This window comes from Brevundimonas sp. LM2, from assembly GCF_002002865.1.
Lineage (GTDB): Bacteria > Pseudomonadota > Alphaproteobacteria > Caulobacterales > Caulobacteraceae > Brevundimonas.
On record NZ_CP019508.1, the window covers coordinates 553988 to 580927 of the forward strand.

Annotated in this window: 28 protein-coding genes; 16 read left to right on the top strand and 12 right to left on the bottom strand. The window is 69.5% G+C overall.

Annotation, left to right across the window (positions count from 1 at the left end; translation table 11 throughout):
* Positions 1-57 precede the first annotated feature (57 nt).
* Genes thpR through mmcB form a run of 4 tightly spaced genes read left to right on the top strand, consistent with a single transcriptional unit; the run spans position 58 to position 2226 of the window.
* Positions 58-594: an RNA 2',3'-cyclic phosphodiesterase gene (thpR, locus tag BZG35_RS02765; RefSeq protein ID WP_077354253.1), complete on the top strand. Its 537-nt coding sequence runs from the start codon at positions 58-60 to the stop codon at positions 592-594.
* On the top strand, positions 591-1157 hold the full coding sequence (locus BZG35_RS02770) for a GNAT family N-acetyltransferase (RefSeq protein WP_256364134.1): 567 nt from the start codon (positions 591-593) through the stop codon (positions 1155-1157). The genes thpR and BZG35_RS02770 overlap by 4 nt, the downstream gene beginning before the upstream one ends.
* 53 nt (positions 1158-1210) lie before the next feature.
* Complete coding sequence (locus tag BZG35_RS02775) at positions 1211-1738, top strand: lipocalin family protein (protein ID WP_077354254.1); 528 nt, start codon at positions 1211-1213, stop codon at positions 1736-1738.
* 44 nt (positions 1739-1782) lie between these two features.
* A complete protein-coding gene (mmcB, locus tag BZG35_RS02780; RefSeq protein ID WP_077354255.1) occupies positions 1783-2226 on the top strand; it encodes a DNA repair putative endonuclease MmcB in 444 nt (147 codons plus the stop codon).
* A gap of 74 nt (positions 2227-2300) precedes the next feature.
* Here the strand turns inward: mmcB and BZG35_RS02785 are convergent, their stop codons facing one another.
* Together BZG35_RS02785 and BZG35_RS02790 are read right to left on the bottom strand one after the other, a co-directional pair.
* On the bottom strand, positions 2301-2846 hold the full coding sequence (locus BZG35_RS02785; protein ID WP_371454832.1) for an ActR/PrrA/RegA family redox response regulator transcription factor: 546 nt from the start codon (positions 2844-2846) through the stop codon (positions 2301-2303).
* A 102-nt stretch (positions 2847-2948) separates the two neighbouring features.
* On the bottom strand, positions 2949-4475 hold the full coding sequence (locus tag BZG35_RS02790; protein ID WP_171981863.1) for an ActS/PrrB/RegB family redox-sensitive histidine kinase: 1527 nt from the start codon (positions 4473-4475) through the stop codon (positions 2949-2951).
* On the opposite strand from BZG35_RS02790, the gene BZG35_RS02795 reads away from it, so the two are divergent.
* The 3 genes from BZG35_RS02795 (at position 4459) to BZG35_RS02805 (ending at position 7231) form a co-directional block, all read left to right on the top strand.
* The gene (locus BZG35_RS02795; protein ID WP_077354258.1) at positions 4459-5082 is read left to right on the top strand and encodes an SCO family protein; all 624 of its coding nucleotides are present in this window, start codon (positions 4459-4461) and stop codon (positions 5080-5082) included. The two genes, BZG35_RS02790 and BZG35_RS02795, sit on opposite strands and share 17 nt — an antisense overlap.
* Positions 5083-5271: 189 nt before the next feature.
* Positions 5272-6552 carry a polyhydroxyalkanoate depolymerase gene (locus tag BZG35_RS02800; protein WP_077354259.1) on the top strand — a complete coding sequence of 427 codons (1281 nt, stop codon included), beginning with the start codon at positions 5272-5274 and terminating at the stop codon, positions 6550-6552.
* Positions 6506-7231: a M48 family metallopeptidase gene (locus BZG35_RS02805; RefSeq protein ID WP_077354260.1), complete on the top strand. Its 726-nt coding sequence runs from the start codon at positions 6506-6508 to the stop codon at positions 7229-7231. Before BZG35_RS02800 ends, BZG35_RS02805 begins: the two co-directional genes overlap by 47 nt.
* A gap of 4 nt (positions 7232-7235) precedes the next feature.
* Here the strand turns inward: BZG35_RS02805 and BZG35_RS02810 are convergent, their stop codons facing one another.
* The 3 genes from BZG35_RS02810 to BZG35_RS02820 all read right to left on the bottom strand — a co-directional run bounded on the left by BZG35_RS02810 (position 7236) and on the right by BZG35_RS02820 (position 10991).
* Positions 7236-9287, bottom strand: coding sequence for a transglycosylase domain-containing protein (locus BZG35_RS02810; RefSeq protein ID WP_077354261.1), 2052 nt, complete (start codon positions 9285-9287; stop codon positions 7236-7238).
* 136 nt (positions 9288-9423) lie between these two features.
* Entirely contained in the window at positions 9424-10035 is a 612-nt protein-coding gene (locus BZG35_RS02815) for a trans-aconitate 2-methyltransferase (protein ID WP_077354262.1), read from the bottom strand.
* Positions 10032-10991, bottom strand: coding sequence for an alpha/beta fold hydrolase (locus BZG35_RS02820; protein WP_077354263.1), 960 nt, complete (start codon positions 10989-10991; stop codon positions 10032-10034). Before BZG35_RS02820 ends, BZG35_RS02815 begins: the two co-directional genes overlap by 4 nt.
* Before the next feature lie 107 nt (positions 10992-11098).
* On the opposite strand from BZG35_RS02820, the gene BZG35_RS02825 reads away from it, so the two are divergent.
* Positions 11099-12217 carry an aromatic ring-hydroxylating dioxygenase subunit alpha gene (locus BZG35_RS02825; protein ID WP_077354264.1) on the top strand — a complete coding sequence of 373 codons (1119 nt, stop codon included), beginning with the start codon at positions 11099-11101 and terminating at the stop codon, positions 12215-12217.
* Positions 12218-12294: 77 nt separating this feature from the next.
* On the opposite strand, the gene BZG35_RS02830 is transcribed toward BZG35_RS02825, so the two are convergent.
* Positions 12295-12954, bottom strand: coding sequence for a TetR/AcrR family transcriptional regulator (locus tag BZG35_RS02830; protein WP_077354265.1), 660 nt, complete (start codon positions 12952-12954; stop codon positions 12295-12297).
* Positions 12955-13130: 176 nt separating this feature from the next.
* Positions 13131-14951: a cation:proton antiporter gene (locus BZG35_RS02835; protein ID WP_077354266.1), complete on the bottom strand. Its 1821-nt coding sequence runs from the start codon at positions 14949-14951 to the stop codon at positions 13131-13133.
* Between the two features lie 161 nt (positions 14952-15112).
* On the opposite strand from BZG35_RS02835, the gene BZG35_RS02840 reads away from it, so the two are divergent.
* Together BZG35_RS02840 and BZG35_RS02845 are read left to right on the top strand one after the other, a co-directional pair.
* Positions 15113-17233, top strand: coding sequence for a M13 family metallopeptidase (locus tag BZG35_RS02840; RefSeq protein WP_077354267.1), 2121 nt, complete (start codon positions 15113-15115; stop codon positions 17231-17233).
* Between the two features lie 94 nt (positions 17234-17327).
* Complete coding sequence (locus tag BZG35_RS02845; RefSeq protein ID WP_077354268.1) at positions 17328-18599, top strand: pentapeptide repeat-containing protein; 1272 nt, start codon at positions 17328-17330, stop codon at positions 18597-18599.
* A 61-nt stretch (positions 18600-18660) separates the two neighbouring features.
* On the opposite strand, the gene BZG35_RS02850 is transcribed toward BZG35_RS02845, so the two are convergent.
* Positions 18661-19125, bottom strand: a complete 465-nt coding sequence (locus tag BZG35_RS02850) for an Hsp20 family protein (protein WP_077354269.1) — start codon at positions 19123-19125, stop codon at positions 18661-18663.
* Between the two features lie 258 nt (positions 19126-19383).
* On the opposite strand from BZG35_RS02850, the gene BZG35_RS02855 reads away from it, so the two are divergent.
* The 3 genes from BZG35_RS02855 (at position 19384) to BZG35_RS02865 (ending at position 22243) form a co-directional block, all read left to right on the top strand.
* Positions 19384-20202, top strand: coding sequence for a class I SAM-dependent methyltransferase (locus BZG35_RS02855; RefSeq protein ID WP_077354270.1), 819 nt, complete (start codon positions 19384-19386; stop codon positions 20200-20202).
* Between the two features lie 116 nt (positions 20203-20318).
* On the top strand, positions 20319-21224 hold the full coding sequence (locus BZG35_RS02860) for a class I SAM-dependent methyltransferase (RefSeq protein WP_077354271.1): 906 nt from the start codon (positions 20319-20321) through the stop codon (positions 21222-21224).
* Positions 21221-22243, top strand: a complete 1023-nt coding sequence (locus BZG35_RS02865) for an alpha/beta fold hydrolase (protein WP_077354272.1) — start codon at positions 21221-21223, stop codon at positions 22241-22243. Before BZG35_RS02860 ends, BZG35_RS02865 begins: the two co-directional genes overlap by 4 nt.
* 2 nt (positions 22244-22245) lie before the next feature.
* On the opposite strand, the gene hisN is transcribed toward BZG35_RS02865, so the two are convergent.
* Together hisN and BZG35_RS02875 are read right to left on the bottom strand one after the other, a co-directional pair.
* Positions 22246-23031, bottom strand: a complete 786-nt coding sequence (hisN, locus tag BZG35_RS02870; protein WP_077354273.1) for a histidinol-phosphatase — start codon at positions 23029-23031, stop codon at positions 22246-22248.
* 127 nt (positions 23032-23158) lie between these two features.
* Complete coding sequence (locus BZG35_RS02875) at positions 23159-23545, bottom strand: helix-turn-helix domain-containing protein (RefSeq protein WP_077354274.1); 387 nt, start codon at positions 23543-23545, stop codon at positions 23159-23161.
* A 171-nt stretch (positions 23546-23716) separates the two neighbouring features.
* On the opposite strand from BZG35_RS02875, the gene BZG35_RS02880 reads away from it, so the two are divergent.
* Positions 23717-23971, top strand: coding sequence for a GlsB/YeaQ/YmgE family stress response membrane protein (locus BZG35_RS02880; protein WP_077354275.1), 255 nt, complete (start codon positions 23717-23719; stop codon positions 23969-23971).
* Positions 23972-24043: 72 nt separating this feature from the next.
* Here the strand turns inward: BZG35_RS02880 and BZG35_RS02885 are convergent, their stop codons facing one another.
* Positions 24044-24571, bottom strand: coding sequence for a hypothetical protein (locus BZG35_RS02885; protein ID WP_077354276.1), 528 nt, complete (start codon positions 24569-24571; stop codon positions 24044-24046).
* Between the two features lie 131 nt (positions 24572-24702).
* Positions 24703-25689, bottom strand: coding sequence for a D-glycerate dehydrogenase (locus tag BZG35_RS02890; RefSeq protein ID WP_077354277.1), 987 nt, complete (start codon positions 25687-25689; stop codon positions 24703-24705).
* 64 nt (positions 25690-25753) lie between these two features.
* Here BZG35_RS02890 and BZG35_RS02895 point away from each other — a divergent pair, with 64 nt between their 5' ends.
* Together BZG35_RS02895 and fabA are read left to right on the top strand one after the other, a co-directional pair.
* The gene (locus BZG35_RS02895; protein WP_253189249.1) at positions 25754-26323 is read left to right on the top strand and encodes an SH3 domain-containing protein; all 570 of its coding nucleotides are present in this window, start codon (positions 25754-25756) and stop codon (positions 26321-26323) included.
* Positions 26324-26402: 79 nt separating this feature from the next.
* Entirely contained in the window at positions 26403-26936 is a 534-nt protein-coding gene (gene fabA, locus BZG35_RS02900) for a 3-hydroxyacyl-[acyl-carrier-protein] dehydratase FabA (RefSeq protein WP_077354278.1), read from the top strand.
* Positions 26937-26940 lie beyond the last annotated feature (4 nt).

Below are 26940 nucleotides of genomic sequence, written 5' to 3' on the forward strand. Positions count from 1 at the left end.
CGCATCCCGATCGGTTCCGACCTTTCGCCGCAGTCGCGTCGCCGATAGGCTGGCGTCATGCTGCGACTGTTCACGGCCATTCCGATCCCCTTCGACATCGCCGAGACCGTGGCCCGTCGCCAGACCGGCCTGCCCGGCGCGAAATGGCGACCTGCGGAAGCCCTGCACGTGACCCTGGCGTTCTACGGCGCGGTGGAGGAACGGCGCGCCGAGGATCTGGCGGCCGAGCTGGCGCGGATTCCGGGCGGGGGCTTCGATCTCACCCTGAAGGGCGTCGGGGCGTTCGGCGACGCCCACCGCAGCCACACCCTGTGGGCCGGCGTGGAACCGAGCGAGCGGCTGACCGTGCTGGCCGGGCGGTGCAAGGCGGCGGCCGAACGGGCGGGGGTGAAGATGGAGCCGCGGCTGTATCGCCCGCACCTGACCCTGGCCTATCTGAAGACCCAGACCAATCCCGACCGGATCGGGGCCTGGATCACCGCGCATAACCTGCTGCGCTCTCCGCCGGTTCGGGTCGACCGGTTCGGCCTGTATTCCAGCGTCCTGAGCGAGGGCGGCAGCCACTACGAACTGGAACGAGAGTATCTGCTGTGACTGGCCCCACTTCCCCGCTCGGCCCGACGCTGGAGACCGAGCGGCTGATCCTGCGGCCCACCGCCATGGCGGATTTCGAGCGCTGGGCCGATTTCCAGGGCGACGCCGAGACTACCCGTTTCATCGGTGGCCCGAAGTCGCCGGCCGAGGTCTGGCGGGTCATGATGTCCGTCGCCGGGGCCTGGGCCCTGACCGGCGAGAGCTTCTTCTCCGTGATCGAAAAGGACAGCGGCCGGTGGATCGGCCGGATCGGACCTTGGACGCCCCATCAGTGGCCGGGGCGCGAGGTCGGTTGGAGCCTGCATCGCGACGCCACGGGCCGGGGCTATGCGCTGGAGGCGGCGGTGGCGACGATGGATTATGCTTTCGACGTCCTGGGCTGGGAGGACGCGATCCACTCGATCGACCCGGGGAACCAGGCGTCTCAAGCGCTCGCCGCGCGGCTTGGATCCGTCAATCGGGGGCCCGGCCGCCTGCCCCCGCCGTATGAGGACGCCACCGTCGACCTGTGGGGCCAGACGCGATCGGAATGGGCGGTGAACCGACGGCGATTTCCGGGCTGAGCAACCGGGCCGCCTTTGCTGCCGTATCTGCGGTCAAGGGAGACCCGCAGATCATGACCCACCGCCGCCTCGCCGCCCTCGCCACAGTCGCCGCCCTGGCATCGGCCGGTCCGGTCTCGGCCCAGGCCACGAACGTCGATCTGGACCAGTTCGACGGTCGCTGGTTCGAGATCGCCCGCAACCCTAACAACGTGCAGCGCGAGTGCAGCCGGGCTCAGATCGACTTTGATCCCGCCCCCCAGGCGAACCGCTACACCATCCGCGTCACCTGCACCCGGCGCGAGACCGGTCGGGTGGAGACGCTGCGGGCCAACGCCGCCGTGACGGACGCCGCGACCCGGGCCAAGTTCCGCTTCAGCCTGGCGGGCCCGCTGAGCTTCGGCGGGCTGGCGTCGCAGCAGTACTGGGTCTGGGATCATGCGCCGGACTACAGCTGGGCCATCATGGGCCTGCCCAACCAATCGAACTGGTGGATCTGGCATCGCAGCCAGAGCCCGTCCGCCGCTGTGCGCACCGCGACCCTGGCCCGGGCCCGGGCCCTGGGGTTCGACACGGCGCGGCCTGTCCGAACCGGGGCCTGAGCGGCTCCGCTTGCGGGCGGAACGCAACCGGAACATAGTGGGGGATGCCCGCCGCCGTCCATCTGGAGCTGGTCTTCAGCCGTCCCGAAACCACGCTGGGGGTGACCCGCGGCGCGGCGCGTCTGCTGGCCGACATGGGCTATGCGCCGCTGCTGGAGGTCTGCCTGCCCAACGGCCGGAGAGCCGACGTCATGGCTGTGGGCCGCAAGGGCGACATCGTCATCTGCGAGGTCAAGTCGGGCCTCGACGACTTCCGCGTCGACCGCAAATGGCCGGAATATGCGCCCTTCTGCGACGCCTTCTATTTCGCAGTGGCCCCGGAGTTTCCCGAGGGCGTGCTGCCGGACGAGCCGGGTTTGATCGTGGCGGACAGCTTCGGCGGGGCGGTGGTACGCGATGCCCCGGTCCTGCCCCTGGCCCCCGCGCGGCGAAAGGCCCTGACGCTGGCGTTCGCGCGGCTCGGGGCGATGCGGATTATGAGGGAGTAGGGAGTAGGGAGTAGGCATTTAAGCGCGCCAGCGGACGCTTCTACTGCCTACTGCCTACTGCCTACTGCCTGATCTCAACGCGGCGCCCGCTTGGCCAAGATGCGCTGCAGGGTCCGTCGGTGCATGCCCAGGCGGCGGGCGGTTTCCGAAACATTGTGGTCGCACAGCTCATAGACGCGCTGGATATGTTCCCAGCGGACCCGGTCGGCGCTCATCGGATTGTCCGGGGGCTCGGGCGCGTCGCCAGTGGCCAGCAGGGCCTTGACCACGTCGTCGGCGTCGGCCGGTTTGGACAGGTAGTCGACCGCCCCGGCCTTGACCGCCGCCACCGCGGTGGCGATGGCCCCATAGCCGGTCAGCATGACGATGCGGGAATCGGCCCGGCGCTCGCGGATCGCCTCGACGATCTTCAGGCCATTCCCGTCCTCCAGCCGCATGTCGAGCACGGCGAAGGCGGGGAGCAGGGTGCGCAGGGTGTCGGTGGCCTCGCCGACCGAGCCCGCCGTCGTGACCTGGAAGCCGCGCGATTCCAGCGCCCGGCCCAGGCGGGTGCGCAGGGCCTGGTCATCGTCGAGCAGCAGCAGCGAGCGGTCCTCCAACCCGGCGATCCGGTCTTCCATGGAGGCGGTGGCAGTCAGTGTCGTCGGCATTGCAGTGATCTCCCTGATCCCAAGTCGGCTTCCGCATCGTCGCGGTCAAGCGGTGCGGCGAAGGGTCGCCGGTCAGGCCTCCAGGGCGCGACGCGGCCAGCGCACGGTCACCCGGGCCCCCCGGTTGGCCCCCGGGCCCCCGTCCCCATGGCCGACCGCGACCTGACCCCCGGTCCGTTCCAGCAGGGTGCGGGCGATGAAGAAGCCCAGTCCCATGCCGCCCTGATCCGCCGCCGCCTCGGCGATCTGGGCCTCGCTCGCCTTGCGGCCCGACCGGGCCCGGCTTCCGGCCGCCGCGATCTGCTTGGCCAGGGCCTGACGCGCCTTGCCCTGAGGACGGGAGGTCACATAGGGCTCGCCGAGCCGGGGCAGGACGTCGGCGGAAAAGCCGGGGCCATCGTCCAGCACCTCGATGGTGATCCACTGCACGTCGGCGGTGGCCTGTACGCGGACCGTACAGGCGGCGAAATCGGCGGCATTCTCGACGATGGCCGACAGGCCATGCACCACTTCGGGCAGGCGTTTGACGTGCGGGGCGGCCATGCCGTCGGGGGTCAGGACCTCGACTCCGATGTCGAGGTCGAAGCCCAGATGCGGCTCCACCACCTCGGACAGCAGGGCCTTCAGCCCGACCTCGGCATAGAGGTCGTCGCCGTCCTCCGGCCGCTGCGACAGGCGTTTCAGGATGTCGCGGCAGCGATCGGCCTGCAGCAGCATCAGCCGCGCGTCCTCGGCGATCGGGCCGTCGGGGGGCGAGGCCCGCAGAAGTTCCTTGGCGACGATCTGGATGGTGGCCAGGGGCGTGCCCAGTTCATGCGCCGCCGCCGCCGCCAGACCGCCGAGGGCGGCCAGCCGCTGTTCGCGCTGCAGCACGTCCTGGGTGGTGGCCAGGGCCAGTTCCAGCTTCTCGGCCTCGGCCGCCACGCGCCAGGCATAGGCGGCGGTGAAGACCACCCCTGTGCACAGGGCCAGTCCGACGCCGAACCGGTAAAGGGGGGGCAGGACGAGCTCGGTCCCCGCCAGCCAGGGCAGGGGCATGGACCAGAAGAACAGGGCTGTGGTCGAGACGAACACCATGAACCCCAGGACGATGGCCTGACGCCCCGGCAGGGAGGCGGCGGCCACGGTCACGGGGGCCACCAGCAGCAGGCAGAACGGGTTTTCCAGCCCGCCGGTGAAGGCCAGCAGGGCGGTCAGCTGCAGGATGTCGAAGCCCAGGTGCATGGCCGTCTGGCGACCGTCCGGCAGGCGGCTGTCGGTCTGGCGCAGGCGCGACATGGCCGACAGGTTCATCACGGCGCTGGCCCCGATGACCGTCAGGCATTCCCACACCGGCAGGGGGAAATGCAGCATCATGACCAGGACGATGACCGTCGCCGTCTGTCCGGCGATGGCCAGCCAGCGCAGGATGATCAGGGTGCGCAGGCTCAGGCCCCGGGCGCGCCGGGGCAGTTCGCGCCATCCGGGCAGGGGGGTGCCCTGCGACGTGTTGGCCGCCAGGGCCGGGCTGGTTTCGCTCTGATCCACGACGGGTCTATAGACCGTCCCCGCCGCCCTGTCGGCCCTGCCCTGCGGAGACACGATGCCACGCCGTTCCATTCTGTTGTTCGCCGGCGCCTGCGTCGCCATCGCCGCCGCCCTGGCGGCCGTGACCGTGGTCGTGGTGACCGGTCGGGATCAGGCCGCGGCTGTGGCCGACGGCTCCGCGACCGGCCAGGCCTCGGTCGGCGGACCGTTCCAGCTGGTCAACCAGGACGGACAGGCCGTCGACCAGACCCTGCTGAACGGCCGATGGAGCCTTGTTTTCTTCGGCTTCACCTATTGCCCCGATTTCTGCCCCACCACGCTCCAGGCCCTGGAGGCGACCAAGGCCCGGCTGGGTCCGGCGGCCGACGACATCCAGATCGTCTTCGTCTCGGTGGATCCGGCGCGGGACACGCCCCAGGCCCTGAAGGACTATCTGGCCAGCGACGGCTTTCCGGCCGGGGTCGTCGGCCTGACCGGCACGGAGACCCAGGTGAAGGCGGCCGCCGACGTCTACCGCGCCTATTACGAAAAGGTCGGCACGGGGCCGGACTACACCATGAACCATTCCCTGACGGTCTATCTGATGGGCCCCGACGGCCGCTTCCGTTCGGCCCTCGCCCACGACCTCGGGCCCGAACGGTCGGCCCAGCTGATCCAGCGGGTGATGGCGCGCGGTTAGGGCTTAGGGCTTAGGTCTTAGGGCTTAGGTCTTAGGGCTTAGCCCAGCTTCGGCTCCACCCCCGCGTCGTCGTCGCTACTCCCTAAGCCCTAAGCCCTACGACCTAAGCCCTCCCAGTTTAAATCCTTTTGCAGCGCAGCACGTTCTATGCTGGCATCACCGCCTCGGCGGGGCCGACCACGGGATCTCATGCTCTACGCACTCCACGAGCTCGCCTATTCCTCGGCGCAGCCTTTCCGCCTCGGCGCGCAGATGGCGCGCCGGTTCTGGACCTCGCCGCTGAACCCGGCGTCCGAGACGGCCATCGGCCGCACCGCCTATGCCTCGGCCGAGCTGTTCGAGAGCGTCACCCGGCGCTACGGCAAGCCGGCCTGGGGCCTGGAGACCATCACCATCGACGACCAGCCGGTGCGCACCACCGAACAGGTCATCTGGTCCAGCCCCTGGGTGCGGCTGCTGCGGTTCGCGCGCAACGTCGGCGACCTCAAACGGGCCGGAAAACCCGCCGCGGCCCCCGCCGTGCTGATCGTGGCCCCCCTGTCGGGCCACTATGCGACCCTGCTGCGCGGCACGGTGGAGACCTTCCTCCAGGACCACGACGTCTATGTCACCGACTGGGTCAACGCCCGTCAGGTGCCGATGCTGGAGGGGCGGTTCGACTTCCACGACTATATCGACCACATCCGCACCATGCTGGCCCAGATCGGGCCCCGCGCCCATGTGGTCGGTGTGTGTCAGCCGGGCCCGCCGGTGCTGGCCGCCGCCGCCATCATGGCGGCCGAGAACGACCCGAACCGTCCGGCCTCCATGACCTTCATGGGCTCGCCGATCGATGCCCGCCTGTCCCCGACCGTGACCAATCAGCTGGCCGAGGCCCGGCCGTTCGCCTGGTTCCAGTCCAACATGATCCACACCGTGCCCTGGCCCTATCCGGGCTTCGGCCGCGAGGTCTATCCGGGCTTCGTGCAGCTCTACAGCTTCATGTCGATGAACGAGCAGCGCCACAAGGACGCCCACTGGGAGTATTTCCGCGACCTGGTCGCGGGCGACGGCGACGGCGTCGACAAGCACGAGCATTTCTACGACGAATATCTGTCGGTCCTCGACCTGACAGAGGAATTCTACCTCCAGACCATCGACATCGTCTTCCAGTCGCATCTGCTGCCGCGCGGCCTGCTGGAGCATCGGGGCGTGCCGGTCGACGTGACCCGGATCACCGACATCGGCCTGATGACCGTCGAGGGCGAGAAGGACGACATCTCGGGCGTCGGCCAGACCCAGGCCGCCCATACCCTGTGCACCAACATCCCCGAGGACCGGCGGGTGCTTTACGTCCAGCCGGAGGTCGGCCACTACGGCGTCTTCAACGGGCGGCGGTTCCGCGAGGACATCTACCCCCGCACCCGGGACTTTATCGCCAAGAATGAAACGCTCTGCGCCGTATCAAGCCGGACAACGGCTGCCGCTTGAGGGCGGGGTTCAGCTGCGGCTGAGCGTCAACGCCCGCGCCCGGCGCATCTCGCTCCGCATCGACAGCCGGGCCGGGGAGGCGGTGGCCGTGGCCCCGACCGAGCGGCGGCTGGCCGATGCGGTCGCCTTCGCCCGGTCCAAGGCCGACTGGATCGCCGAACGGCTGTCGGCCCGGCCCTCGGGCGCGGCCCTGGTGCCGGGGGCGGTCATCCCCCTGCGCGGCGGGACGGCGCGGCTGGAGGCGACCGGCGGGGCCGGGTCGGCGCGGCTGGTCGAGGGAGCGGACGGGCCACGGATCGTCTCGGGCGGGGAGGGCGAGGCCTTCGCCCGACGGGTCGTCAACCTGCTGAAGCGCCTGGCGCGCGAGGCCCTGACCGAACGCACCGAGGTGCATCTGCGGGCCCTGGGCCAGGCCCCGGTGACCCTGTCGATCAACGACCCGACCTCGCGCTGGGGCTCCTGCACCCCGGCGACGCGCGGGATCCGCTATTCGTGGCGAGTGGTCATGGCTCCGCCCGCGGTGCTGGACTATCTGGCCGCCCACGAGGTCGCCCACCTGGTCCATGCCGACCACAGCCCGGCCTACTGGGCGGTGGTGCACCGGCTGGTCGGCGACCACCGGCCGTTCCGCGCCTGGCTGAAGACCCATGGGGCCGGCCTGCACGCCGTGGGGCGCTGACCCGCTAGAAGAACAGCGGGTTGTCCGACTTCTCGGCGGCGGGCTCGGGTTCGGGGCGCTGATCGGCTGGCGGCCGCTCGGCCTCGGGCTGGGTTGGGACATAGGGCTCGCCCAGGGTCGGATCGACCGGATCGATGACGGTGCCGTCGCCGAACGGATCCTCGACCGCCCCCATCAGGTCGCCGATCGGATCGGGCGCGACCCAGCCCTCGGGCATGGCCGGGCCGTTGGGGATGGGCTGGACGTTCAGGCGCGGCAGGGAGGCCTCCATGAAGCCCTTCCAGATGGCGGCCGGGGCCGCGCCGCCGGTGACGCCGCGCATGGCGGAGTTGTCGTCCTTGCCGACCCAGACGGCGGCGACGAAGCCGCCGGTATAGCCGACGAACCAGGCGTCCTTGTAATCCGAGGTCGTGCCGGTCTTGCCGGCCAGATCCCGGCCTTCGATCTGCACCGACCGCGCCGTGCCGCCGGTCACCACGCCCCGAAGCATCTGGTTCATATAGTAGAGCGCGGGGTTGTTGATCGCCTGTCCGCCGGCGGCGTCCCGGGCCGCGCGCTGATAGATGACCCGGCCCTGGGGGGTGCGGATGCGGCTGATGCCGTGGGCCTCGACCCGGCGGCCGCCGTTGGCGAAGGCGTCGTAGGCGGTGGCCATGTCGATCGGCGAGACCTCGACCGCGCCCAGGGCCATGGCCGGCTCCAGGCCGATCCGCGAGGAGATGCCCAGGCGGCGCGCCACGCCGGCCACGCTGTCGCGCCCGACCTGATCGGCGACATAGGCGGCCACGGTGTTGATCGACTGGGCCACGGCGTTGGCCATGGTCGTCTCGCCGATGAAGTTGCCGGAATAGTTGCGCGGGCTCCAGTTGCCGATCTGGACCGGCTCGTCGACCACCGGCGTCTGCGGCGTATAGCCGGCCTCCATGGCCGCCAGATAGACGAAGGGCTTGAAGGCCGATCCGGCCTGGCGGCGCGCATCGACGGCGCGGTTGAACTGGCTGTCGGCATAGGAGGCCCCGCCGATCATGGCCCGGACCCGGCCGTCGCCGTCCAGGGCGACCAGGGCCGCCTGCTGCACGCCCTTGGAGCGGTCGCGCTCGAGGATGCGGCGCACGGCCCGCTCGGCCGAGGTCTGGATGGTCAGGTCCAGGGTCGTCTCGACCACCATGTCCTCGGTCGGCTCCCCGACCAGACCCCGGATCTCCTTGTCCAGCCAGTCGATGAAATACTGGGCGTGCTGGGTCGCCAGGGTGCGGGACACGCGAACCGGTTCCAGCACGGCGGCGGCGCGCTGTTCGCGGGTGATCACGCCGGTCTCTTCCATCTGGTCCAGCACGACGGTGGCGCGCACGGCGGCCCGCTCGCTCTCGGAGACGGGCGAATAGCGCGACGGGGCCTTCAGCAGGCCGGCCAGCAGGGCGGCCTCGCCGACGGTCAGCTCCTTGGCCGCCTTGTCGAAATAGCGCTGCGACGCCGCCTCGATGCCGTAGGCCCCCGCGCCGAAATAGACGCGGTTCAGATACAGGGCGAGGATTTCCTGTTTCGAGAACTTCATCTCCAGCCAGACGGCCAGCATCAGCTCCTGGACCTTGCGGCGGATGTTCTGGTCCGGCGTCAGGAACAGGTTCTTGGCCAGCTGCTGTGTCAGGGTCGAGCCGCCCTGGACGATCCGGCCGGCCCGCATGTTCGAGGCCACGGCCCGGCTCATGCCGATGGGGTCGAAACCCGGATGCCAGTAGAAGCGCCGGTCCTCGATGGCGATGAAGGCGGCCGGCACATAGTCGGGCAGGGACGCCAGATCGGCGGGCGGGGCCTGTTGCGACCCGCGCGTGGCGATCAGGGCCCCGTTGCGGTCGAGATAGGTGATCGAAGGCTGGCGGTCGACATCATAGAGGGCCGAGGTGTCGGGCAGGCCGCGGGCGAAGACGGCGAAGAAGACGACCAGGAAGATCAGGCCCCAGACCGCCAGGACCGACATCCAGTAGAAAAAGCGCTGCAGCGGCGTGCGCGTCCCGCCCGTGCCGCCGCTTCGCGCTCCCTGAACCGGACCTGACATCGATATCCCCGACCTGACCGCGCCGTCATAGCCGGTCGCATGGCCTACACAAACGCAGTTCCCGTGAACGGCGCATGAAGGCTTCACGCCACCGTGATGACGGTTTCAGCCGAAACGATGGCGCGACGGTTAACGATCATCCATCGCGGTGCGCCAGCCAGACGGTGCCGTCGTCGGCCCAGACCCCCTGTTCGACGCGAAAGCCCGCGTCGGTCAGGGCTGCGGCATAGTCTTCGGCGGCCAGGCTGCCATGATAAAGCGGCTCGCCCCGCCACCGGCCGACCGCATGGCCGAGCCGGTGTCCGGACGAGAACAGGACGGTGGCACGCGGCGACGCGTGGGCCAGCAGGCGGGGCAGGGCCAGCCGCTGGTCCTCCGGGGTCAGGTGAAACAGGCTGTGCCAGGCCAGGATGCCGGCGAAGTGGCGGCCCAGATCGAGGGCGCGCATGTCGGCCTGGACGAAGCGGCCGCAGGGCAGCGCCTCGGTCGCATAGGCGATCAGCCGCGCCGAGGCGTCCACGCCAGTGACTTGAAGGCCGCGATCCAGCAGGGCCGCCGCCATCGGTCGCCCCGACCCGCAACCGACGTCGAGCACGGCGTCGCCGGGGGTCAGTCGCGCGGTGAACCGGTCCAGCCAGACGCGATCGGCAGCGGTAAGGTCGGGGCCCCGATCCTCGATCCAGTCCGGCGCTCGCCGATCATACAGGTTGATGATGTCGGCGGCCGCCCGCGCGGCCGGATCGGTCATTCCGCGACGAAGGCGTCCAATGCCGCGTGGAAGGCGGCGGGCTGGTCCAGCATGATGAAATGGGCGCTGTCGTCGATGCGCTGAAGCTTGACGCCCGGAAGGCCGGAAAAGGCGTTCTGGTAGATGCCGTCGGTGATTGCCGGGGTCATGCCGGGAAGGTCGAATGCGACATAGACGACCTCGGTGGGGACGGTGATCCGGCCCAGCTCCGGGCGCAGGTCCGTGACGATCAGCTCGCGATAGGCGTTGGACGACACCACCCGGTCGCTCGCGGCCGTATCGGCCAGCACCGCCGCCTCGGCCGTCTCGTTGCGGACCATCGTCGCGACGGTCGCGGCGGCCCGGGCACGATAGGCCGCCTCCGGAGCCGTCAGCATGCCTGCATGGATCTGGTCGGCCGCCGGGGTGACGCTCTCCGCCGTGGGGTCGGTGCCGGGCGGGGCGAACATCGCGCCCATGAAGGGCACCATGTCCACGACCATCAGCCGGCCCACGGCGTCGGGATGGCGGGCGGCCAGCATCATGGCGATGGTCCCGCCCATCGAGTGACCAACCACCACCGGGCGGTCCAGATCGCTCTCGGCGATGTAGCGGGCGATCTCTTCGGCGACGGGGGCGGCGACCGGGCCCTCGGCATTGCCGTCGACCGGGGCTCCGGCGAAGCCCTGGATGTGGATGCGGTGGACGCGCCAGCCGGCCCCCAGATGATCGACCGTGCCCTGCCAGATCTCGGGCGAGGAGCTGAGGCCGGGGATCAGGATGATGTCGCGCACCCCGGGGCCCGCCTCGCCATCCACCCGCACATGCAGGCGATCCGACTCGAAGGCCGCGTGATGGTGGCCGTGGTCCCCATGGACGGCGTCCTGCCGTCCCGTGGCGCGCGCCTCCCCGACACCGGCCAGGTTGGCGATCACGCCGAGGGCGGCGATCACGCCGGTCAGGATCTGGGCGTTCATCGGATGGTCTCCAGGAGGGGCGCGGGCGAGGTCTGCGTTGGCGAAGCCGGCCTTGCAACCGTGCCTGCGGAATGGCGACGATGGGATTTTCTTTCTAGACTGTCCAGATGCCCGCAGACAGCGCCCCCCTCCCGTCCAGTGCTCCCGAGGCCAAGGCCCCGCCCGCCGCCTTCGGCAAGGGGTTTGTGCTCGACACCTGGTATTTCGTCGCCCTGTCGCGCGACGTCGCCGTGGCCTCACTCAAACGGCACGAACTGCTGGGCGAGCCGGTGCTGGTCGGGCGCCGCCGCGACGGCGCCGTCTATGCCATGCGCGACATCTGTCCGCACCGCGCCGCCCCGCTGTCGGCCGGGCGGCTGGTGCAGAAGCCGGGCGAGGGCGAGACGGTCGAATGCCCCTATCACGGCTGGCGCTTCGGCACCGACGGGGTCTGCGCCGCCATCCCGTCGCTGGTGGACGATCAGCCCTATGAGGCCGGGCGGATCCGGGTCCGCTCCTATCCGGTGGTGGAGAGCCAAGGGATGGTGTTCGTCTATGTCCGGTCGGACCCCCGCTCGGACGCCGAGCCCGACCATCCGCCCCCGACCTTCCCGGGCGTGGTCGGCGGCGACGCCAAACTGGTCGAGTTCATGGATTTCGACAGCCATATCGACCATGCGGTCGTCGGCCTGATGGACCCCGCCCATGGTCCCTATGTGCACCAGCAGTGGTGGTGGCGGTCCGAGCATTCGATGCACGAGAAGGCCAAGCGGTTCGAGCCGCGCGATCTGGGCTTCGCCATGGTCCGCCACGCGCCGTCGTCGAACAGCCGGGCCTACAAGATCCTGGGCGGGGCTCCGGCGACCGAGATCACCTTCCGCCTGCCCGGCTATCGCTGGGAGCATATCCAGGTCGGCGAGCGGCAGGTGCTGGCCCTGACCTGCCTGACCCCGGTGACGGAGACCAAGACGCGGATCACCCAGATCTTCTGGTCCGACCACTGGGTGTTCGGCATCGCCCGACCCTTCCTGCGGCTGGGCGTCATCGCCTTCCTGAAACAGGACGGCGGCATGGTGAACCTGCAGAACGAGGGGCTGCGCTACGACCCCGCCCTGATCTGGATCGACGACGCCGACCGGCAGGCCAAATGGTATCAGCAGCTGAAGCGCGAATGGGCGAAAAGCCGCGCCGAGGGGCGCGACTTTTCAAATCCGGTCCAGCCGGCGGTGCTGAGGTGGAAGAGCTGAAGGGGTGGCTGGTGGCTGGTGGCTCAGTCCGCCGATGAACGACGAACTTCCAGCCACCCGCCACCCGCCACCAAATCCTACTTCCCGGTACGGACGCTCGCCAGCAGGATGTCGACCTGGCGGCCGATGTGGTCGGACAGCTGCTTCACCGCCCAGCCGTCATAGGCGGCCCGGCGGTAGTTCGACAGATAGGCGTCCCAGGTCAGTTCGGTCATCAGGGCGACGTCGGCGTCCTGTTTCAGCTCGCCGGCCCCGATGCCGTCGCGCAGGATGTCGGCGATGACGCCGGTCAGGCCTTCGGTGGCCGCGCGCTGCCGCGTCTCGGCGGCGACGGGCTGGAACCAGGACCGGGCGACGATGGCCTGGAATAGGGGCAGCTGGTCGATGGAGCCGTGATAGCCGGCGGACAGGGCGTTGACGAGACGGTCGCGGGTCGAACCCTCGCCCGCGCCGGTCTTCATGACCGCCGCCAGGTTCGCCATGTCCTCGGTCAGGACGGCTTCGAACAGCTCGGCCTTGTCCTGGAAGTTGGCGAAGACGGCGCCGGTCGACATGCCGGCCCCCTTGGCGATGTCGCGGATGGTGGCCGGCTCGTAGCCGCGCTCGGCGAACAGGCCGCGGGCTGCATCGAGCACTTTCTGGCGCGTCCGGACCTTGGCGGCCTGACGGCGGTTGACCCGGGGCTGGACGGTATTCTCGGTGACGGGGGAGGACTCTGTCGACGCGGACTCACGCATGAACACGGTTACTCTGTATGGCGTCCGCGATCAGGCGCGGAACGATTGAACGGCGTGGGCGGCGATTGGATCTGCGACGCCCTGTGACGCGGAGCGAATGACCCACATCAAGGCAATGCCCGGGGGAAGCGCGGCTTTCATCATGCAACGATGACCAAAATGGGTCTTGTTTAGGGTTAAGGCCTCAGTGTCGACCGCAGGGCCCGTGTCGGACGGCCGCGGCGACCCTGCGGCGCGGCGGCCTGAAACACCTGCCGGAAACTGTCGCGCCGCTCGTGGATCGAGGCCAGCACCAGCCCCATCGGCACGCCCAGATCGACCAGCAGGTTCTCGGCCAGCTGCAGACTGGCCTCGGTCGTCTCGGGCACGGCGTCGGTCACGCCCAGGGCGTAGAGCCGGGCGGCGTGGCGGTCGTCGCGCGCCCGGGCGATCACGATCAAATCCTCGCGCAGGGCCCTGGCGGCCGTCACCACCTCGTCGACCTTGCCGGGGGCGTCCATGGTCACGACCAGGGCGCGGACCGTGTCGATCCCGCACAGGGAAAGCATCTCGGCCCGTCCGGCATCGCCGTAGGATACGTCGAATCCGTCCCGACGCCCGTTGGCGACCGCGGTGGTGTCGGTGTCCAGGGCGATGAAGGTCTGGCCATGCTGGGCCAGCATCTCGGCCACCAGCCGACCGACCCGGCCGAAGCCGACGATCAGCACATCGCCGCTGCGGGCCTCCGGCTCCGGCAAGGCGAGCACGGGCTCCGGCTTGGCGACCCGCGCGAGCCTCTGGCCCAGCATGGCCATCAGCGGCACGGTGAACATCGAGATGGTCGCCGAGACCAGGACCCCCTGGGTGAAGGCCCGGTCGGCGATGCCCTCGACCATGCCGGTGGTCAGGATGACGAAGGCGAACTCGCCGGCCGGGCCCAGCACCAGAGCCGTCTCGATCGCGGCGCGGACCGGCACGCCCCACAGTCGGGCCAGGCCGAAGATCAACCCCGCCTTCACGGCCGTCAGGGCCAGGGCCAGGCCGAACACCCCGACCGGATTGGCGGCGACGGCGTCCAGGTCCAGTCCGATCCCCACCCCGACGAAGAAGACCCCCAGCAGCAGACCCTTGAACGGCTCGATATTGATCTCGATCTCGCGGCGATACTCGGTCTCGGCCAGCAGGACGCCGGCGATGAGGGCGCCCAGGCTCATCGACAGGCCGGCCGCCTGGGCCGCCACGCCCGCGCCCACGACCACCAGCAGGCACAGGGCCACGAACAGTTCCTGACCCCCGCCCTCCGCCTTCTTGCGGCTCTTGGCGACCGAGCGGAACAGGGGGCGCAGGCCCAGTCGCCCGACCGCGACGATCAGCGCCAGGCCGATCGCGGCCGGGGCCAGGGTCAGCAGGGCCGGCCCCAGGACGGCCGGCGTCATCTCGCCGCGGCTGGCCGCCAGGGCCCCCAGGACGGTGACGGTGATCAGGATGGGCGCGACGGCCAGGTCCTGCGCCAGAAGCGCCGCGAAGGTCGCCCGGCCCACCGCCCCCTTCATCCGTCGCCGCTCGGCCATCACCGGCAGGACCACGGCCGTCGACGACAGGGCCAGGCCCATGCCCAGAACGGCGGCGGACGCCAGCGACTGTCCCATCAGCATGAAGGCGGCGGCCAGAACGATCGTGCACACCGCCACCTGCATCAGGCCGAAACCGAACACCATGCGCCGCATGGCTTTCAGCCGATCCCACGACAGCTCCAGCCCGATCATGAACAGCAGGAAGGCGACGCCCAGTTCCGACAGCTGGGCCAGCTGGTTCGCGTCGTCGATCGTCAGCCAGGCCAGCCACGGGATCAGGTTCGCCAACCGTCCCAGCCCGTCCGGCCCCAGCAGCACGCCGGCGGCGAGAAAGCCCAGGACCGGGCTGATCTTCCAGCGACTGAACAGGGGCACGACCACGCCGGCCGCCGCCAGGAACACGACCAGATCCTTGTATTCGCCGCCGCCGTGCCCGCCTGCCATTCGCTCGCTTTGGTCTTGAATCCCGACTCTAGCTTAGCCGATCCGATGTCGGGGTCGCGCGTCACATGAACTTTTTTTAAGGCGACAGGGGCCGCGTCGGGCGTAGGTACTAGACAGGCGCGCCAAATGTGCAGCGCTCTGACGGAAACTCCAGGAAACCTATGAAAAGACTTCTGATTGGTGCCGCTGTCGGCGCCCTGCTGCTGCCCGCTTCCGCCGGCCTGGCGCAGGACCACGACTGTATCGACGAGGGCTGCACCGTGATGACTCTGTTCCAGACCGTACCGGCGGTCGAGGGCGCGACCGGTTACCAGGGCATTGACGCCCCGCGCTATGGAACCTGGGGTTTCGACACGGCCGGCATGGATCCGTCGGTCGCGCCGGGCGACGACTTCATGCGCTATGCCAACGGCGCGGCGCTGGATCGTCTGACGATTCCGTCGGACCGCACCAGCTACGGCTCCTTCGCCCTGCTGCGCGAACTGTCCGACAACCGGCTGAAGGTGATGATCGAGGGCCTGGCCGGCCGCGCCGATCTGGCCGCCGGGTCCGACGAACAGAAGATCGCCGACGCCTATCGCGCCTATCTGGACACCGCGCGAATCGAGCCGCTGGATGATCAGCCGCTGCGGCCCTATCTCGCCGCCATCCGCGCCGCCGACACGCATGAGAAACTGGCTGCCTATATGGGCGGGACCCAGGGCCGCCTGGGCGCTTCGATCTTCGGCACGGGCATCACGACCGACCAGAAGGCCCCGGACCGCTACGTCGTCTCGACCGGCCAGGCGGGCATCGGCATGCCCAATCGCGACTACTACTTGTCGCCGCTCTACGCCGACAAGAAGGAGAAGTACCAGGTCTACGTCGCGCGGATGCTGGAGATGATCGGCTGGGAAAACCCGACCGAGACCGCCGCCGCCATCGTCGCCACGGAGACCCGGATCGCCGAGGCCCACTGGACCCCGATCGAGAACCGCAACCGCGACCGGACCTACAACGAATACACCATTGAGCGCCTGGTCGCCGAGGCCCCCGGCTTCGACTGGGTCGGCTACTACGATGCCGCGCAGCTGGGCGGGGTGCCGCGCCTGATCGTGCGCCAGGACACCGCCCTGCCCAAGATCGCGGCGATCTATGCCGAGACCCCGGTCGCGACGCTGCAGGCGTGGGAGGCCTTCCACACCGTCGACGAAGCGGCGCCACGCCTGTCGCAACGGTTCTCGGACGCGCAGTGGGAATTCCGGTCGCGCGACCTGTCGGGCCAGCCCGAGCAGCGCGCCCGGGACAAGCGCGCCATCAGCTTCGCCGAGGGTGCCCTGGGCGAGGCGGTCGGCCGTCAGTATGTCGCCGACTATTTCCCCGCCGAGTCCAAGGCCAAGATGGAAGCGCTGGTGGCGAACCTGCGCCTGGCCCTGGGTCAGCGCATTGATACCCTCACCTGGATGAGCGCCGAGACGAAGGCCCAGGCCCACGACAAGCTGGCCAAGTTCACCGTCAAGATCGGCTATCCCGAACAATGGCGGGACTATTCCGGCCTCGAGATCCGCGCCGACGACCTGTTCGGCAACGGCGAGCGCGCGGGTCTGTTCGAATGGAACTATCAGCTGGCCCGGCTGAACGGGCCGGTGGACAAGGCCGAGTGGGGCATGACGCCCCAGACGGTGAACGCCTATTACAACTCGACCAACAACGAGATCGTCTTCCCCGCCGCCATCCTGCAGCCGCCCTTCTTCGATCCCGACGCGGACCCGGCCGTCAACTACGGCGGCATCGGCGGGGTGATCGGCCACGAGATCGGCCACGGCTTTGACGACCAGGGCTCCAAATCCGACGGCGACGGGGTGCTGCGCAGCTGGTGGACGGCCGAGGACCGGGCCAATTTCGATGCCCTGACGGTGCGCCTGGGCGCCCAGTACGACCAGTTCGAGCCCCTGCCCGGCTACAAGGTCCAGGGCGGTCTGACGATGGGCGAGAACATCGGCGACGCGGCCGGAACGGCGGTCGGTCTGAAGGCCTATCACCTGTCGCTGAACGGAGCCGAGGCTCCGGTGCTGGACGGCTTCACCGGCGACCAGCGGTTCTTCCTCGGCTGGGCCCAGGTCTGGCAGTCGAAGATGCGCGACGAGGCCCTGAAACAGCAGGTGTCCACCGATCCGCACAGCCCGGCGGAGTTCCGCGTCATCGGTCCGGTGCGCAACCAGGATGCCTGGTACAGCGCCTTCGACGTCCAGCCCGGGACCGCCTACTATCTGGCCCCGGCCGACCGGGTCCGCATCTGGTAGGCTCGGGAACGGCCCCTCTGCGCCTGCGGCGTCGAGGGGCCGAGGCCACGATTCTCGAAACTTCGTCTTAAGCCGGGTGTCCCATCATGGGACTATGCCCGGAGCCGCCGAAACCCTCGTCCGACGCCGCATCAGCCAGAGCGAGCTCGACGCCATCTGCGCCCGGCATGACCGGTTGTGGCAGGCGCGACCCGGCGGCGCGCGCGCGGTTTTCGCCTGGATGGACCTGTCGGGCCTGGATCTGAAGGGTCGCCAACTCGCCGACGCCGACTTCTCCGCGGCCTGTCTGATCGGGGCGGACATGACCGGGGCTCGCCTGGACAACGCCGCCTTCTTCGGGGCGGACATGCAGGATGCGATCCTGGTCGACGCCTCGATGCGACGCGCCGACCTGCGCGGGGCCTGTCTGCGCGGGGCCGACCTGTCGGGGGCCGATCTGTTCGAGGCGGACCTGCGCGAAGGGGCCATCGCCGCCGCCGACCGGGCGGTCGGCTTTCGCATGGTGGAGGCCCAGAGCCGCAACGTCACACAGGCGCAAGGGGCCAGCCTGGTCGGGGCCAATCTGCAGCGCTCGCGCCTGTCGGGCATCTCGGCCCAGTGCGCGGACTTTTCCGACGCCATCATGAAGGACTGCAAACTGGTCCGGGCCAATCTGAAACAGGCCAATTTCCGCGGCGCCGACCTGGCGGGGGCCGACATGTCCGGGGCCGACCTGACGGGAGCCGACCTGCGCGACGCGGTGCTGGTGGGGGTGGTCTCGTCCCTGTGGCGGACCGACGGAGCCAATCTGGAGGGGGCCCTGACCGACAGCCGGTCGGCCGGTGAACCGGTGGTGCAGCTGCCGGCGGCCGAGATGCTGCACGAGCACGCCATCTGGTGCGAAAGCGGCGGGGTCGAGGGTCAGCCGTCGGTCTTCGACCGGGTCGATCTTCGGGGCCTGGGATCGATCACCGGTCTGAACCTGACCGCCCTGTCCGCCCAGGGGGCGGTCTTCTACGGGCTGAACATGGAGGGGGTGCAGCTTCAGGGCGCGCGCCTGGAAGGGGCCGACCTGAGGTCGACCAATCTGAGACGGGCGGACCTGCGGGGGGTGCGACTGGCAGGGGCGCGCCTGAACGGGGCCGATCTGAGGGAGGCGCAGCTGGGTCCGCTGATGATCGGCAAGGACCGCCTGCTGCCAGCCGACCTGACCGGAGCGATCCTGCGCTCCGCCGACCTGACCGGGGCGGATCTGCGCCGCGCGACCCTGGTCGGGGCCGATCTGACGCGGGCCAGCCTGCACGGCACCCAGACCCGGCACGCGGACCTGACCGACGCCGTGATGCTGGGCGTCAAAGGCTATGTCCAGCAGGTCGACCTGACCTGACCGGCGCACGAAAAAAGGGGACGGCCCACGGGCCGCCCCCTTCCAGTCCGGGCTGTGCGTCCTAGGCCGCCTTGCCTTCGATCAGGCCGGAAGACACGCCGGTGGCGATCTCGATCCGACGGGGCTTCAGTGCTTCCGGCAGCTCGCGCTGCAGGCTGATGGACAGCAGGCCGTTGTCCAGGCCGGCGTCCTTGACCACCACATAGTCGGCCAGCTGGAACCGGCGCTCGAAATCGCGCTCGGCCAGGCCGCGATGCAGATAGGTCCGCTCGGTTCCCGCATCGTCGTTGGCGGTCTTGCGGCCGGTGACGGTCAGCAGGTTTTCCTTGACCTCGATGTTCAGCTCGTCGGGGCGGAAGCCGGCGACGGCGATCTCGATCCGATAGGCGTTCTCGCCGGTCGTCTCGATGTTGTAGGGCGGCCAGCCGGTCTCCTGGCTGGTGCGCGCGGCCGTTTCCAGCAGGCCCGCCAGACGGTCGAAGCCCACGGCGGAGCGATAGAGGGGGGTAAAGTCGATGGTACGCATGTCGATCTCCTGATCATCAGCAAGACGGAACCTGCCCTGCGCCCCCCGCGAGGAGAGCGCGCCCGGACAGGCGGTGGGATCAGCCCGCCTGGCCCCTGTCGGGCGCCGAGCGGTCTGCAAGAGCCCGGAACCGGCACTCTCGGGATGGAATTTGGGAGGGCCGCATGCGTCGTCAAGGGGCCGCGGTTGGCGAATTCGTCACTTGCCCGTCCCCGTCGCCCCCGTATGGTGCCGCGACCCTGTCATCCGGAGACGCCCATGCGCCGCTTTGCCCTGACCCTCGCCATGCTTGCCGTGACGGCGGGCTCCGCCGTCGCCCAGACCTTGCCGAGCCTGGCTGAGACCCCGGCCCAGCGGGTGGCCCGGCGCGACGCGATGACTCCGCCCGTGCTGCAGGAAGACGAACAGCTCCAGGCCGCGATCGGCTCGGACGCCCGACCGGCGGCGGACGTGGCGCGCGACGTCTACCGCCACCCCTATGAGACCCTGACCTTCTGGGGCCTGATGCCGGGGCTGAACATCGTCGAGATCGAGCCGGGACGGGCCGGCTGGTGGAGCGCCATCCTGCGCCCCTACGCGGCCGCCACCGGGGGCACCTACACCGCTGTGGGCCGTCCGCTGGAAGGCATGGGCGTGGCCGAAGGCTCGGCCGATCTGATCGTCGTCGCCCGAGCCTTCCACAACTGGCAGCGGGCCGGGCGGACGGCCCCCTATCTGGAAGCCTTCTTCAAGACGCTGAAGCCCGGCGGAATCCTGGCCGTCGAACAGCACCGTGCCGAAGAGGGGCTGAATGCAGAGGTCACCGCCCCCACGGGCTATGTCTCGGAGAGCTACGTCATCAAGGCCGCCCAGGCCGCCGGTTTCGTGCTGGAGGCGCGCAGCGAGCTGAACGCCAATCCTCGGGATGACCGCGACCATCCGTACGGCGTCTGGAGCCTTCCGCCGAACCGGGTCAGCGCCCCCCGCGACGGCGTGACCACCGACCGTCCGACCCCGCTGACCGAGGCCGAGCGGGCCGCACTCGACGCGGTCGGGGAGAGCGACCGCATGACCCTGCGGTTCCGCAAGCCGGCCTGATCGGACGCGGCGGGAAAGCGGCGGCGCAAGCCTTTGACGCGCCCGGCGAAGCCCTCTAATCCAGCGGCGTCCGGGGGCCTTTCCACCTTCGGGGGGCGACGGGACATGGGTCATTGATGCGGCATTGGACGTGGCCAGAGCGGAAAGGCGTATCGCGTCGCGCGATGCTGTCGGGCGCGGCCACGATTCTTGCCCTGGCCGGATGTGGTCGCGAGCCGGAGGCGGCGGCGGCCCCGGAGCTGCCAGCCGGTCCGCCCGAAGGCTCCCTGGAGTGGGCCGTCGCCGGCCCCTGGCGGGCGGCCGATCGCGCGCGCGACGTCTGGCGTCATCCGCTTGAAACCCTGCGGTTCTTCGGGCTCCAGCCCGCCATGACGCTGGTCGAGTTCTGGCCCGGCAGCGGCTGGTACACCGAAATTCTCGCCCCCTATCTGCATAAGGGCGAGGGCCAGTACTATGCGGCCGGCTTCGCCACGGGTCCCGGCGCGGACCCGGCGCAGGTCGCGCTCAGCGCCAATTTCGAACGCCGCTTCAGCGCCGACGAGCGGCTGTATGGCGAGGTCATGTTCAGCCAGTTCGGCGCGACCACTGGGCCGGTCTGTCCGGCCGGCGAGGCCGACATGGTCCTGTTCATGCGCAACATCCACGCCTGGATGGCGGCCGGCATCGCCGAAAAGGCCTTCGCCGACGCCCATGCCGCCCTGCGTCCCGGCGGCGTCCTGGGCATCGAGCAGCACCGCCTGGGTCCGGATCAGGACCAGGATCCCGCCGCCGCCAACGGCTATGTCCAGGAAACCTTCGTCAAACAGCTGGCGGCCGAGGCCGGCTTCATCTTCGTGGCCGCGTCGGAGATCAACGCGAACGAGGACGACACCAAGGATCATCCGTTCGGCGTCGAGACCCTGCCGCCCCGTCTGGTGACCTCGGCCCCCGGCACCCCGCCGGATCCCGCGTTCGACAGCGCCCCCTACCGCGAGATCGGCGAGAGCGATCGCATGACCTTGAAGTTCAGGAAGCCCGAGTGAACCGCGCCGCAGCCTTCGCCGCCAATGCCCCGCTGATGGGGGTGCCCGGCGCCGCCTCGCCGCCCGGGGGGACCGGGGAATGGTTCCGTGGCGCCGGCGGGCTTCGCCTGCGCGCCGCCTTCTGGACGCCGTCGACCCTGGTCGCCGCCCAGCCGCGCGGCACGGTCATCGTCAGCCCCGGCCGCACCGAGCCGATCGAGAAATATTTCGAGGTCATCGGCAATTTCCTGGCCCGGGGCTGGTGCGTTCTGGCCCATGACTGGCGCGGGCAGGGCCTGTCGGCCCGTCTTCTGCCCGACCGGCTGAAGGGTCACGCGCGGGCGGTGGAAGAGTTTCTGGACGACTATTCGCGTCTGCTGGATGCCTTCGAAGGTCGGGCGCCCAAGCCCTGGCTTTCGGTCGGCCATTCGATGGGTGGGGTGCTGAACCTGCTGACCCTCGAAGCGGGGGAGACCCGGCTGGCGGGCGCGATCCTGTCCAGCCCAATGCTGCGGATCAAGACCGGCAAGCGGTCGATGTGGTCGGTCAAGCTGGCGGTCCGCTGGAACGTGCGCCACGGCAAGGCCGGCGACTTCGTGCTGGACGATGCCGACGACCCGTTCGACCATACGTTCGAGAACGACGCTCTGACCTCCGATGAAGGGCGTTACGAGATGTGGCGTCAGCAGCTGTACGCCTGCCCCCATCTGGCGGTCGGGGGGCCGACCTGGGGCTGGCTGGCCTTCGGAATCGACGCCGGCGAACGATCGCTCAAGCCCAAGGCGCTGAAGGCCGTGACCATTCCCTGCACGATCGTGCAGTCGGGCGAGGATGAGAAGGTCTGGAAACAGACCAACCGCTGGGCCGCGAAGCGGCTGGGCCGGGGCCGCTATGTCGAGGTGCCGGGCGCAAAGCACGAGATCATCATGGAAACGGACGATCTGCGGGCCGTCTTCCTGCACGAGTTCGACGCCCTGGCGGACTATCTGTCACCGCCCGGCGGGGCCGTGGCGTCCGACACCCCCGATCCGGCCGTCTGACGCTACTGGGCCCCGCGCCGGAAGGCGACCAGGGCCTGGTCGCGCACCCGGGGGTCGCCCACGGCGATGATCCGGCCGTCGCCGCTGACCGGACCGCCGGTCCAGTTGGTGACCTGGCCGCCGGCCGCCTCCACCACCGGGATCAGGGCCGACCAGTCCCAGACCTTCAGCCCGGTCTCCGCCACCATGTCGAGCCGGCCCAGCGCCAGCATGGCATAGGCATAGGCGTCGCAGCCGTAGCGGGCCAAGCGCGCCGCCGCCATGACCTGGGTCCAGGCCCCCAGTTCGGGGGCGGTGAAGATCTCGGGGGCGGTCGTGGCGATCACCGCCTCGGTCAGCCGTTCGCAGGCGCGCACTCTCAGGGCGCGGGTCTGGCCCCGGCGCAGCAGCACGCCGCCCGACGGCCCGCCGAGGAAGGTCTCCTCCAGATAGGGCTGGGAGATAACGCCCACCGCGGGCCGTCCCTCGGTCCTGAGCGCGATCAGGGTCGTCCACAGCGGCAGGCCGGCGATGAAGGCGCGGGTGCCGTCGATGGGGTCGAGGATCCAGACGTGCTCCGCCTCCGGGCGGTCCTCGCCATATTCCTCGCCGATGACCCCGTGTTCGGGATAGCGGGCCGCGATCAGGGCACGGATAGCGGCCTCGGCCTCCTTGTCGGCCTGGGTGACCGGGTCGAAGGCCCCGGGCCCGGCCTTGTTCTCCTCGGCATAGTCGCCCCGGAAGAACGGCAGGGTCACCCGGGCCGCCTCGGCGGCCAGTTCGACGGCGAAGGATTCGAATTCGGTCATAGGGAGGGCTTAGGGCTTAGGGAGTAGGTCTTAGTCAAGAGAGGGCCCTGTATCGACCCGATGGCCTGTTCCTAAGCCCTAAGCCCTAAGCCCTAAGCCCTAAGCCCTAAGCCCTAAGCCCTCAAACTCAGGACGCGACCACGTCCCCGTCGCTGTGCAGCGACTTGGCCAGGTCCAGAAGGCGACGGCGCGGACGCTCGCCCAGCTGGTAATAGGCCTGGATCAGGTCGAGGGTTTCCTTGCGCGAGAACATCTCGCCGCCGTTGGCGCTGGCGGTCTCCTTGCGTTCCATGGCTTCGGCCAGCCCGTCGTAGAAATAGCTGATCGGGGTCTCCAGCGCCTCCGACAGCTGCCACAGTCGGGCGGCCGAGATGCGGTTGGCACCGCATTCGTATTTCTGGATCTGCTGGAAGCGGATGCCGACTTGGATGGCCAGCTGCTGCTGGGTCAGGCCCAGCAGGCGACGGCGACGGCGCAGCCGGCGGCCCAGGTGGAGATCGATATCGGTGGCCATTGCCCAGTCCCCTTGATCTTGCGGGCTGTGCCAAAGCGGCACGGCTCGTCCGGGAAGTCGCAATCACCATGCCGCGCTCGCGTGACGGGCGAGCGACCAATCTCGCGTGCGACGCAACCAGCTGTGCCGCAGCGCATTATCTGGCCACGTTAGTTTTGGAAGGAAGAAATCATGGGTCTCGGAATCATTGGCTGGATCGTCATCGGCATCGTCGCCGGCTGGCTGGCCGAAAAAGTCATGGGTCGCAATCACGGCCTCGTCACCAACCTGATCGTCGGTATTCTCGGCGCTCTGCTGGGCGGCTTCATCGCTCAGAACCTGCTGGGCGTTCCGGTCGGCGGCTTCAACATCGTGACCCTGCTGGTCGCCTTCGGTGGTGCCGTTCTGCTGCTGTTCCTGTTGGGCCTGGTCAAGCGCCGCGCCTAATACGATCCTCGGGTCGAAAGAGAAGGGGCGGCCCACGGGCCGCCCCTTTTTTCGTGCGCGAGGCGTAGAACCTTAGGCCGGAGGCGTCGCCGGCTCGGCTTCACCGCCCGCGTCGGACGACGTCGGCTCGGCCGCGCTCGTCGGATCGGCCGGAGACGAAGCGGGGGCCGGGGCGGGCGAGGGGCTGTCCGCAGCGCTGTCGGCGATGGCGGGCGCGGCCGAATATTCGCCGGCGCTCCAGCCGACGACCACATCGGCACCCTGCTGGGTCAGGCCCGCGAGCGGCACGCCGCGCAGCTGGCCATCGGTGCCGCGCACGGTCAGTTCTTGCTCGCCCGCGTCATTGTTGCGGACGCCTTCCAGTGTCCCGAGCGTGGCGCCGTCGGAGCCCTTGACCGACGCGCCCGGCTGCAGCTGGATCGTGCCGGACGGCGCCGGCGTTGCGGCGGACGGCGTTCGGGCCGGAGCGGCGGGGCTGGACGCGGTCGGGCTGGACGTTGTCGAGCTGGGTGGTGTCTGGCCGGTGGCGTCCTGGGCCAGGGCGGGGGCGGCCATCAAAGCCGTGGCAGCAGCGGCCATCAAAAGCGTATTGCGGATCATCAGTCTGTCCTGATTGACGCGGGCGAACTGCCCGCAGACCTATCAAGCACGTCAGATTACGGTTTGTTTCGTCTGCCCCGAAATGACCCCGACACCGCCGGACTTGCCCCAATGATGAGCGAATATGGGCTCTAAAGCATCGCCGGAATGACGCGATCGGGCGGGCGGTGGCCGTTCTGGAAGGTCATGATGTTGGCGATGACCCGGTCGCCCATGTCCTGGCGCGCCTCCAGCGTGGCCGAGCCCAGGTGCGGCAGCAGCACGACGTGGGCATGGCCCCGCAGGCCGGGATGGATGGCCGGCTCGTGCTCATAGACATCCAGCCCAACTCCGGCGAGCCCGCGCCGTGCCACGGCGTCGGACAGGGCCGCCTCGTCGATCAGCTCGCCGCGGGCGGTGTTGATCAGGATCGCATGGGGCTGCAGCCGCGCCAGTCGCTCGGCCGACAGCAGGTGGTGCGTGTCTTTCGTCGCCGGACAGTTCAGCGAAACGAGATCCATCCGCGACAGCATCTGGTCCAGATCGTCCCAGTAGGTCGCGCCCAGTTCCTCCTCGATGCGGGGGCTGACGGGTTTGCGATTGTGATAGTGGACCTGCAAGCCGAAGGCCCGGGCGCGACGGGCCAGGGCCTGGCCGATCCGCCCCATGCCGACGATGCCCAGCCGCTTGCCCCACAGTTTGCGGCCGCACATCCAGGTCGGGGTCCAGCCCTCGAACCGGCCGTCGGCCACCACCTGGGCCCCCTCGACGATGCGCCGACTGACGGCCAGGATCAGGCTCATGGCCAGGTCGGCCGTGTCCTCGGTCAGGACGCCCGGGGTGTTGGTGACCAGGATCTGGCGGGCCACGGCGGCGTCGATGTCGATATGATCCACCCCCGCCCCGAAATTGGCGATCATCTTCAGCTGATCGCCGGCCCCGGCGATCAGGGCGGCGTCGATCTCGTCGGTGATGGTGGGGACCAGGACGTCGGCGCGCTGCACCGCCGCCTCCAGAGCCGCCCGGTCGAACGGTATGTCCTTGAGGTTCAGCTCGGCGTCGAACAGCTCGCGCATGCGGGTCTCGACCGCGTCCGGCAATCTTCTGGTTAAGACGACCTTAAGCCGGGGGTTGGACATAGGGACCTTGGGTTTTCCCGGGCGACACCGATCGGTGTCGCCCGCCTGCGACGGGTCGATACGGGTGTCTAGCAAGTCTCGCAGCCGCTTCCAAAGACTCCAGGCCCGGATTCCGGTGCTGGCGGCCGTCATGGTCGGGGCTGTCCTGGCGGGGGCGACGGCGACGATGCCGGATGGACGGCCCACGCCCACGGGGCTGGAGGTGCCGCGCTGGGTCTCGCTGAAGTCGTCCGAAGTCCGCGCCCGCCAGGGGCCCGGCCTGGATTATCGCATCCTGTGGGAGTACCGCGCCGCCGGTCTGCCGGTGCAGGTGATCGCCGAGACCCGCGAATGGCGCAAGATCTGCGACCCCGAGCAGGGCGTCGCCTGGATCCATCGCAGCGTCGCGTCGGGCCGACGGGGGGCCTTCAACGGCACGGACGCGGAAATCCCCGTGCGCGCCGGCCGCGATGACCAGTCTCCGATCCGGGCCCGCTTCAGCCCCCGGTCGCTGATCGCCCTCGAGGACTGCGAAGACGGCTGGTGCCGGGTTCGCGCGCGTAAGCTGAAGGGCTGGATCGCGCAAGGCGCGGTATTCGGCACCCAGACGACCGCCCAGTGCGACGCGGCGAGACCGGCGGGCGAGGCCGACTAGGCCCGCCTTCCGGCGCTGCGTGGTTGAGCCCCCCGTCGTCGTCGTGTAACCCGACCGCCACACTACCGGAGCGGCCCCCTTGAGCACGTCCAAATATCCGTCGTCCTTCGACCATGCGGCCCTGCTGGCCTCGGGCCGGGGCGAGCTGTTCGGGCCGGGCAACGCCCAGCTGCCGGCCCCGCCGATGCTGATGTTCGACCGGATCACCCAGATCAACGGCGACGGCGGCGAACACGGCAAGGGCTATGTCGAGGCCGAGCTGGATATCCATCTGGACCTCTGGTTCTTCCAGTGCCATTTCATCGGCGATCCGGTCATGCCCGGCTGCCTCGGCCTGGACGCCATGTGGCAGCTGGTCGGCTTCTACCTGGGCTGGATCGGCGGCCCCGGGCGGGGCCGGGCGCTGGGCGTCGGCGAGGTCAAGTTCACCGGCCAGGTCCAGCCGGACGTCAAGAAGGTCACCTACAAGATCACCCTGAAGCGCGTCATCAACCGGCGCCTGGTCATGGGCATCGCCGACGGGGTGATGGAAGCCGACGGCGTCCCCATCTATACGGCCACGGACATGCGGGTCGGTCTGTTCGGCGCGGGCGAAAAGCCGGCCGAGGCCTGATCCT

Coding starts and splice junctions, on each gene's coding strand:
- thpR (WP_077354253.1), top strand. CDS start 58: ATGCTGCGACTGTTCACGGCCATTCCGATCCCCTTCGACATCGCCGAG.
- BZG35_RS02775 (WP_077354254.1), top strand. CDS start 1,211: ATGACCCACCGCCGCCTCGCCGCCCTCGCCACAGTCGCCGCCCTGGCA.
- mmcB (WP_077354255.1), top strand. CDS start 1,783: ATGCCCGCCGCCGTCCATCTGGAGCTGGTCTTCAGCCGTCCCGAAACC.
- BZG35_RS02785 (WP_371454832.1), bottom strand. CDS start 2,846: ATGGAAGACCGGATCGCCGGGTTGGAGGACCGCTCGCTGCTGCTGCTC.
- BZG35_RS02795 (WP_077354258.1), top strand. CDS start 4,459: ATGCCACGCCGTTCCATTCTGTTGTTCGCCGGCGCCTGCGTCGCCATC.
- BZG35_RS02790 (WP_171981863.1), bottom strand. CDS start 4,475: ATGGAACGGCGTGGCATCGTGTCTCCGCAGGGCAGGGCCGACAGGGCG.
- BZG35_RS02800 (WP_077354259.1), top strand. CDS start 5,272: ATGCTCTACGCACTCCACGAGCTCGCCTATTCCTCGGCGCAGCCTTTC.
- BZG35_RS02805 (WP_077354260.1), top strand. CDS start 6,506: ATGAAACGCTCTGCGCCGTATCAAGCCGGACAACGGCTGCCGCTTGAG.
- BZG35_RS02810 (WP_077354261.1), bottom strand. CDS start 9,287: ATGTCAGGTCCGGTTCAGGGAGCGCGAAGCGGCGGCACGGGCGGGACG.
- BZG35_RS02815 (WP_077354262.1), bottom strand. CDS start 10,035: ATGACCGATCCGGCCGCGCGGGCGGCCGCCGACATCATCAACCTGTAT.
- BZG35_RS02820 (WP_077354263.1), bottom strand. CDS start 10,991: ATGAACGCCCAGATCCTGACCGGCGTGATCGCCGCCCTCGGCGTGATC.
- BZG35_RS02825 (WP_077354264.1), top strand. CDS start 11,099: ATGCCCGCAGACAGCGCCCCCCTCCCGTCCAGTGCTCCCGAGGCCAAG.
- BZG35_RS02830 (WP_077354265.1), bottom strand. CDS start 12,954: ATGCGTGAGTCCGCGTCGACAGAGTCCTCCCCCGTCACCGAGAATACC.
- BZG35_RS02835 (WP_077354266.1), bottom strand. CDS start 14,951: ATGGCAGGCGGGCACGGCGGCGGCGAATACAAGGATCTGGTCGTGTTC.
- BZG35_RS02840 (WP_077354267.1), top strand. CDS start 15,113: ATGAAAAGACTTCTGATTGGTGCCGCTGTCGGCGCCCTGCTGCTGCCC.
- BZG35_RS02845 (WP_077354268.1), top strand. CDS start 17,328: ATGCCCGGAGCCGCCGAAACCCTCGTCCGACGCCGCATCAGCCAGAGC.
- BZG35_RS02850 (WP_077354269.1), bottom strand. CDS start 19,125: ATGCGTACCATCGACTTTACCCCCCTCTATCGCTCCGCCGTGGGCTTC.
- BZG35_RS02855 (WP_077354270.1), top strand. CDS start 19,384: ATGCGCCGCTTTGCCCTGACCCTCGCCATGCTTGCCGTGACGGCGGGC.
- BZG35_RS02860 (WP_077354271.1), top strand. CDS start 20,319: ATGCGGCATTGGACGTGGCCAGAGCGGAAAGGCGTATCGCGTCGCGCG.
- hisN (WP_077354273.1), bottom strand. CDS start 23,031: ATGACCGAATTCGAATCCTTCGCCGTCGAACTGGCCGCCGAGGCGGCC.
- BZG35_RS02875 (WP_077354274.1), bottom strand. CDS start 23,545: ATGGCCACCGATATCGATCTCCACCTGGGCCGCCGGCTGCGCCGTCGC.
- BZG35_RS02880 (WP_077354275.1), top strand. CDS start 23,717: ATGGGTCTCGGAATCATTGGCTGGATCGTCATCGGCATCGTCGCCGGC.
- BZG35_RS02885 (WP_077354276.1), bottom strand. CDS start 24,571: ATGATCCGCAATACGCTTTTGATGGCCGCTGCTGCCACGGCTTTGATG.
- BZG35_RS02890 (WP_077354277.1), bottom strand. CDS start 25,689: ATGTCCAACCCCCGGCTTAAGGTCGTCTTAACCAGAAGATTGCCGGAC.